Source organism: Phaeobacter sp. HF9A, assembly GCF_011806385.1.
GTDB lineage: Bacteria > Pseudomonadota > Alphaproteobacteria > Rhodobacterales > Rhodobacteraceae > Epibacterium.
The window spans coordinates 1-7,271 of the sequence record NZ_JAATOX010000161.1 but is presented as its reverse complement, the minus strand read 5'-3'; the positions used below and the strand labels follow the sequence as shown (position 1 = coordinate 7,271).

The following is a 7,271-nucleotide window of genomic DNA, read 5'->3' as shown; positions in this document are numbered from 1 at the left end:
GAACGGCCGCGTAAATTCTACGACCAAGTCCCCGCAGAAACGGGGGGATTACCCAGAGAAAGAGGCCGACGCGGCCGCCGAACTGGTTGCCGATGGCGCTGCGTTGGGTCGGGGTATCGGCGCGCGCCAGGATCAGGCTGGCCGTCTGCACCTGTTGCGCCGCGCCGGGGGGCTGGATGCGGACCCAGCGTTTGTGGCCCTGGTCGATGTCCTCGGCCAGCTGCCAGCCCAGGGTTCCGCAGTAAAATGCGATGGCCGCGTCATAGTCCGGGACCACGAGCGAGATCGCGTGGAGATACTGCATCAAAGGCTCAGCGCCGTCCGGGCTTGCCCTGCGGCAGCTGGATATTGGCCACCTGCTCGGCAATCGGCGCGGTGGAGAGCGGGTGGTTCTCGGCGGCGAATGTCTCGGGATCCTTCAGCGGTGTCCATTGGCCGCCAAAATAGATCTCCATGCCTGAAAACTGTGCCTTATAGCCCATCTTCTGGCTGCCGGGCACCCAATAGCCCAGATAGACGTAGGGCAGGCCCGCCTCGCGCGCGATCTCGATATGGTCAAGCACCATGAAGGTGCCAAGCGAGTTCTGCGGCAGATCGGGGGTGTAGAAGGAATAGACCATGCTCAGCCCGTCCTCCAGCACATCGGTCAGCGACACGGCGGTGAGGGCGTTGCTCACGGGGTCGACATATTCCACCACCCGGGTGCGGATCGGGGTTTCCTCGACCATGGCGGCATATTCAAACACATCCATATCGGCCATGCCGCCATCGGCATGGCGCTGGTCCAGATAGCGGCGGAACAGCTCGTATTGGTCCTCGGTCGCCCAGGGGGAGGTGGCGCGGCGTTCCAGGTGGCGGCTGCGGTTCTGCGTCTTGCGCTGGCTGCGCGTCGGTTTGAAGGCGGCGACGTCGATGCGTGCAGACATGCAGGCGGAACAATCCGAACAGGAGGGGCGGTAGAGCACATTCTGCGAGCGGCGAAACCCTTGCTGGCTCAGCGAATTGTTCAGCTGCTCAACCCCGTCGCCTTGCAGCGCGGTGAACAGTTTCCGCTCCATCCGGCCCTCAAGATAGGGGCAGGGTTGGGGAGCGGTGACATAAAATTGCGGAGCGATCGGAAGCGTATGGCGCATTCGGAGGGTGCGGGCTTTCTTGAGTGTCGGGAGCGTATCGGACCTATGGTCACTCTTGATGATATCAACCCCGGCGCTTGTGGCAAGTGGCCTTCTCGCAAATGGATTAACGGTCCGCAAAAGCGAACCGTCCGTCTGCCTCAGGCCCGTCTTTTCAGCATCACCGTGCCCAGCATGTGGTCGGTCAGCCCCTGACCCCTCGCCGTGGTCAGCATCAGGAGGATGGAAATCACCTGAAGCAAGGGCGCCGCCATCGAGATCGTATAGCCGATGGTATGCATCAAGGCGCCGCCGCCATCGAGCCGGGCGCCGGCATAGTCGCGCAGCTCGATGCCGCAAAAGCGCATGCCCAATGTTGCGGAGCCGCTGCTGAGCGTGGCGACCCGGTAGACAAACCCCACCGTGAGGTAAAGCGCTGGCCAGATCAGCAGGCCGAGGAAGGCGGTGAAGGGTACGATACAGGCCGCCACGGCAAAGATCAGCACGGAATCGACCAGGAAGGCGACCAGGCGTTTGGCGGGTACGCCGGTGTAGAACTCGGCCTGGTAATCGGGATCGGGAAGGGCGGTCATGGTTGGTCCTGAGACGATGCTGGGGAGGGCGGCGCCCCCTTGCGCAGAAGGGGGCGATGGGCGGTTTTAGGCGCGACGATCAGACGGGCTATCGCTGGGCTCTGCCGCGTCGCCTTCGCCTTCGTCGTCGGCATGGCGGCGGCGTTCATCCATGAACTCGTCGAATTCGGCCTTGTCCTTGGCTGCGCGCAGGCGGGCGAGGAAGGATTCAAAATCGCTTTGTTCCTGTTCCAGCCGCGCCAGCGTATCGGCCTTATAGGCGTCAAAGGCGCTGTTGCCGCTGGTTTTCATCGCGCTGAACCCGCGATGCATCTGGGAATGCTTGGAACGGTTGCGACAGGATGAGGTAAACATGCGTTTGCTCCAGATCATATAGGCCAGAAGAGCGAGCCCCACGGGCCAGAAGAAGATAAAACCAAGCACCATGGCAGCGATCCAGGCGCCTTTGCCCTTGGAGTCGAGCCAGGCTTCGCTCTTGGACAGCCAACCCTGGTGCGGGGTCGGCGGCAGGTTGGTTGTGTAACTCGTCATCATGGTCTCCTCGGGGTTGGCTATGTGAACATCTTTTACATCACCGATATGTGTTGCATGGATTTGACCTTCAAGAGCAGGATGTAAATCTTTTTCACATTCATTCTGTTTTTGCGCAATGCGCCGGCGTGCCGGGGTGGCGTGCCCTTTTGAAACCGCAGAACAGGGTGCAGCCCCCCCCCCCGGGAGGCCGATCCTGCGTTCTAGGTGTGTGTGGCCAGGGACTGGCGCAATGCGGGCTCGTCCAGGGGTTTGCCCGCGAAATGGGCCCAAGCATGCACGCCCTGGAAGAAGAAGAGCTCATAGCCGGAGATAATGTCGAGCCCGGCCGCCGTCGCATCAGTCAGGAACAGCGTGTCGAGCGGCGTATAGACCGCGTCAAAGGCCCAGGTTGCGCCGCTCATGGCGGTGGCCTCCAGCGGGGTGCCGCCATAGCTCACCATGCCGACCGGCGTGCCGTTCAGCAGACCGGACGCACCTTGGGCGGCGCGCTCGGCGCTGTCAAAGACGCCTGCGCGGGCGCCGGCGGCGTGCAGGTCCGCGGCCAGCGCCTCGGCCTTGGCGCGGTCGCGGTCCACCAGCCGGATTTCCGAAGCCCCCAGCGCCACCAGCCCAAAGGCGATCGCCCGGCCCACGCCGCCGGTGCCGATCAGGCAGCAGATGCCCGGCGCGGTGTCGCCGCGCAGGCCGCGATACCCCTCGATGAAGCCGCTGTAATCGGTGTTGTAGCCCTTTGCCCCGTCCGCGTCGAACAGCACGGTATTCACCGCGCCGATGGCCTTCACCAACGGGTCCGAAATCATGACCTTGGCGGCGGCGCGCTCCTTATAGGGGTAGGTTACGTTGATGCCGCGATAGTCGCGCCCGGCACAGCGCTCAAAGAGAGTATCGAAATCCTCGCCCATGTCGCGCGGCACCAGCCGGTCGTATTGCACGATCATGCTGTTCTGCTCTCCTGCCAGCCGATGCAGCAGCGGCGCGCGCGAGAGCGCAATATTGTCGCCGATCAGGCCCAGTTTCAGATCCGCGCTCATGCCGTCTTCTCCGTCTTGCCAAAGAGTTTCGCCTTGCCGCGCGCCCACAGCGGGGTCTGGCTGACAAAGATCACGATCACCGCCACAAAGAGCACCGTCGACAGCGGGCTGGAGAACAGGCCGTGAAAGAACAGCCCCAGGTCCTCGCGTTCCGAGATGATGGCCCGGCGCCAGTTGTCGTCCAGCAGCCGCGACAGGATCACGCCCAGGATCACCGGCCCCAGCGGATAGCCATATTGCCGCATGAAATAGCCGAACAGGCCAAAGCCCAGCATCCAGTAGACATCGCTGACCGAATTGTTCACCGCATAGGCTCCGACGATCGACAGCAGCATGATCAGCGGGATCAGCACCGCGCGGGGCATCTCGACGATCTTGGTGAAGAGCCTGATGCCGGTGAGGCCAAACAGCAGCATGAAGACATTCGCCGTCACCAGACAGCCCACGATGAACCAGAACATATCGGGCTGGTCGATCATCAACATCGGGCCGGGGTTCAGGCCGTGAATAAACAGCGCGCCGATCATGATCGCGGTCACCGCGTCGCCGGGAATGCCCAGCGTCATCATCGGGATAAAGGCGCCCCCGACGGCGGCATTATTGGCGGTCTCGGGCGCGACCAGCCCTTCGATCGCACCCTCGCCAAAGGGGCGTTCCGGGGCTTTGGTCACGCGCTTGGCGTGGTCATAGGCCATCAGCGCGGCGATATCGCCCCCGGTGCCCGGCAACGCGCCGATGATCACCCCGATGGTCGAGGTTTGCAGGCTCAGCGGCAGGTGCTTTTTCACGGTCGCAAGAGACGGCAGAATGCGGCCGATCTTCTGGCGCAGGCTGGGCGTATGGACGTGATGCAACTGCAAGAGCGCCTCGGAGACACCGAACATGCCGATCATCACCGCAATGAAGGAAATCCCGCCCTCCATCAATTGCAGATCAAAGGTGAAGCGCTCGGTAAAGGTCAGCGGGTCACGCCCCACCGCTCCGATGGCAATGCCCAATGCGCCGGCAAATATGCCCTTGAGCAGCGAGCCCTGCGACAGCGAGCCGACCAGGAGAATGCCCAGAACCGCCAGCAGCATGTAATCGCGCGGCTGGAATGTCAGCGCGAACTCACTGACCAGCGGCGCGGCCAGCGCCAGCACGCCAATGCCGATGAACCCGCCGATGAAGCTCATGACCGTGGTGACGCCGATCGCCGTTCCTGCCTCGCCGCGCTTTGCCATTGGATAGCCGTCCAGCGCCGTGGCAATGGCCGAGGGCGCGCCGGGGATATTCAGCAGGATCGCGGTGCGCGAGCCGCCATAGACCCCGCCCATATAGATCCCGATCATCAAGGCGATCGCCGGGTAGACCTCCCAGGAGAAGGTAAAGGAGATCAGGATCGACACCGCCATCGTCACCGAGAGACCAGGGATCTATCTAATATAGACGCATGAGATGTTGCCCCTCCCGACCATTTACAAGAGCTGCGGCTGGGTAAAGACGGTCAGGAAATCCATCAAGCCTGCCATCACGATTGCCCCTGCGCAAAGAGCGTGCGGACAAATTGGATGACCTCGGCCTCGGGCACCACGCCGGCCGGCATCAGCACCGAAAACAGGATGCGAAAGATCAGCCAGATCACAAGCAGGCTGACCGCCGCGATGCCAATGGTCCAGCCCCAGCCGCGCCGCGCCAGCAGCTTGATCGCGACGATCAGGAACAGCGCCGAGGTGGGCAGGAACCCAAGCGGGCGCAGAAGGATGCCATAGGCGATCAGCAGCGCCGCGAAGAGCATCACCACACCGGGCAGGATGTCCCTAAACACCGTTTCCGCGCGCTCCAGCGGCAGGCGGGCGGTCTTGAGTGTGACGATTGCGGCGCTCACCAGCATGGCAAAACTCGCCGCCAGCGGAATCGCGCGCGGCGAGGACAAGCCATTGGGACCAAAGGCATTCTCGATCCCCCAGGCGTCCCACAGCAGAAACAGGCTCAGTGCTGAAAGCGCAAGCGCAAAAAGCAGCTCGCCCGGGCGGCGCTTTGCGGCCTCACGGTGGGGGGAGGCCTGCGAGGTGCCATCGTGATGGTCGGGGTCCAGATGCTGCATGGCGGCGTCTCCGTCTGGCGTGCGGAAATGAAAAGGGCGCCGCGCTTCGCCTCTGGAAGTGCGGCGCCCCTGGGTCGGATGCGGCGACTACTCGCCCGGACGCTTGATGCCGAAAGCCTCGGGCGAGGTCTTGGTCAGCCCCGCGTCCTGCAAGAGCCAGACGGTGCCCTGCTGCCATTTGGTCAGAAACGCCTCTGCCTCGTCGCCGGAAATCCCCATCAACGTATAGCCGCGCCCCTCCATCAGTTCGATGAACTCGGGGTTCTGCGCGCCGGTCGCATAGGCGGCGGAGAGTTTCGCCACGATGTCATCCGGGGTGCCCTTTGGGGCAAAGACGCCAAAGAACGGCCCCCAGGGCAGGTAGGTGTTATACTCCGCATTAATATCGACCACCGCGGGCACATCGGGCAGCTTGTCGCTGGCGGCGGTATCGAACACGGCCAGCGGTTTCATCTTGCCCGCGCGAATGCCCTCGATCGCGGCGCCCAGAACGGCGGGCATGACGTCGATCGCACCGCCTTGCAACCCGGTCAGCGCCGGGCCGTCGCCGTCATAGGGCACCGCAATCACATCGAGACCGCCCTCGACGGTTTCGATCATCGCGGTGATCACCGAGGGCAGGCCGCCCGGTCCGGTCGAACCAAAGCGCACGCTGCCCGGGTTCGCCTCGATGTAATCCATCATCTCGGCGTAGCTGTCGAAGGGCGCATCGGTATTGGCCACCAGCATCGGCGTGCCGCGCGCGAGGATATTGATCGGGGTGAACTCGGAATAATCCTTGTCGCCCAGACCCATCACTTTGTAGAGCATCGGGTTTTCCGCGCCCATCAGCAGCGTGTAGCCATCAGCGGCCGCGCCCGCGACATGGTTCAGCGCGATCGCCCCCACGGCACCGGTCATGTTTTGCAGGACGATGCTGCCTCCCAGCGCCTCTTCGGCATGGGGCGTCACCGAGCGCATGACCGTATCGGTCGATCCGCCAGCACCCCATTGGATGATGCCCTGAATGTCTTTCTCAGGATAGTCGGCGACAGCGGCGGTCGCGGTGAGAGCAATGGCGCCGATCGCACCAAGCAGGCTGCGTTTCATGATGTTTCCTCCCCAGGGGCCTTTCTCGCGGGGCGATACCCGCCCTGCACCTGGCGCAGAATGGTGCAGCGGTCTGGGAAGGTCAAATGTCAAAATGGCGGCTTGGCGCCCTGTATGGCCAGCGACAGCCCTGCCGTCCGGTCATGGCTCAGCACGGCCCCTGGACGGTTGCGTTCAGGAAACCATATGCGGTATTGCGCGAACGGCGCGGCGGGTGCTGTGCCTCATACCTCTGTTGCGCTCGATCCGGGTGCGGGCATCATCATACCGAAAGATACCGGCGTGATCTGCCTGGCCAAAGCCGGGGTCCCTGATCTTGCATAAGCTAAGTAAGGCTCTCGCCATGACGACTGATCTTTCGACCCAATCGCTGGATGACCTCAGCCTCGACGAGGCCGCGCGCCCCAAGGCGCCGCCTGTCCCGGCGGCCACCAATATGCACCGCCGCCAGGGGCAACAGCTGGCCGCGATCCACCGGCACTATCTGATGGAGATGGGCCAAATCGGGGCCGTGCTGACCCGGATCGAAGCAGGGGACACGCCGCCGGACAACCTCAAGCGCATCGTGCTTTCCCTTGATATGGCAGAGAATTTTCGCGCTTTCGGGTCGCTGTGCGGGCGGGAATGTCAGGTGCTCAAGTTTCACCACGACATCGAAGGCGCCGATATGTTCCCCCGGATCGAGGCCGCCGGCGCTGGCATGTTCCGCGAGGTGGTGGCCAAGCTGAAAGCCGAGCATGAGGTGGTGCACGAGCTGATCATCCGCCTCGGCGCCGCAGCGGATGCGCTGTCACAAGACCCGAGCGAGGCGAATTTCGCGCAGGCC

The 7,271-nt window shown here is 63.3% G+C and carries 9 protein-coding genes; 1 reads left to right on the top strand and 8 read right to left on the bottom strand.

Annotated elements, in window-relative coordinates:
- From HCZ87_RS18885 to HCZ87_RS18850, 8 genes are all read right to left on the bottom strand, one after another.
- Positions 1-304 (bottom strand): VOC family protein (locus HCZ87_RS18885; RefSeq protein WP_175582324.1); only part of this gene is annotated, 304 nt, incomplete at its 3' end.
- Between the two features lie 7 nt (positions 305-311).
- Positions 312-1,133: an arginyltransferase gene (locus tag HCZ87_RS18880; RefSeq protein ID WP_167646352.1), complete on the bottom strand. Its 822-nt coding sequence runs from the start codon at positions 1,131-1,133 to the stop codon at positions 312-314.
- Positions 1,134-1,273: 140 nt separating this feature from the next.
- A complete protein-coding gene (locus tag HCZ87_RS18875; RefSeq protein ID WP_167646350.1) occupies positions 1,274-1,705 on the bottom strand; it encodes an RDD family protein in 432 nt (143 codons plus the stop codon).
- A 66-nt stretch (positions 1,706-1,771) separates the two neighbouring features.
- Positions 1,772-2,236 (bottom strand): DUF2852 domain-containing protein, encoded by a 465-nt coding sequence (locus HCZ87_RS18870; protein ID WP_167646348.1) that lies wholly within the window; start codon positions 2,234-2,236, stop codon positions 1,772-1,774.
- Between the two features lie 203 nt (positions 2,237-2,439).
- The gene (locus HCZ87_RS18865) at positions 2,440-3,270 is read right to left on the bottom strand and encodes a shikimate dehydrogenase (protein WP_167646346.1); all 831 of its coding nucleotides are present in this window, start codon (positions 3,268-3,270) and stop codon (positions 2,440-2,442) included.
- On the bottom strand, positions 3,267-4,685 hold the full coding sequence (locus HCZ87_RS18860; RefSeq protein ID WP_368484148.1) for a tripartite tricarboxylate transporter permease: 1,419 nt from the start codon (positions 4,683-4,685) through the stop codon (positions 3,267-3,269). Before HCZ87_RS18860 ends, HCZ87_RS18865 begins: the two co-directional genes overlap by 4 nt.
- Positions 4,686-4,780: 95 nt before the next feature.
- Positions 4,781-5,356 (bottom strand): tripartite tricarboxylate transporter TctB family protein, encoded by a 576-nt coding sequence (locus tag HCZ87_RS18855; RefSeq protein WP_167646344.1) that lies wholly within the window; start codon positions 5,354-5,356, stop codon positions 4,781-4,783.
- Positions 5,357-5,443: 87 nt separating this feature from the next.
- Positions 5,444-6,445, bottom strand: coding sequence for a tripartite tricarboxylate transporter substrate binding protein (locus HCZ87_RS18850; protein WP_167646342.1), 1,002 nt, complete (start codon positions 6,443-6,445; stop codon positions 5,444-5,446).
- A gap of 343 nt (positions 6,446-6,788) precedes the next feature.
- Here HCZ87_RS18850 and HCZ87_RS18845 point away from each other — a divergent pair.
- Positions 6,789-7,271, top strand: a 483-nt coding sequence (locus HCZ87_RS18845; protein ID WP_167646339.1) for a hemerythrin domain-containing protein, incomplete at its 3' end; no start/stop codon positions are given.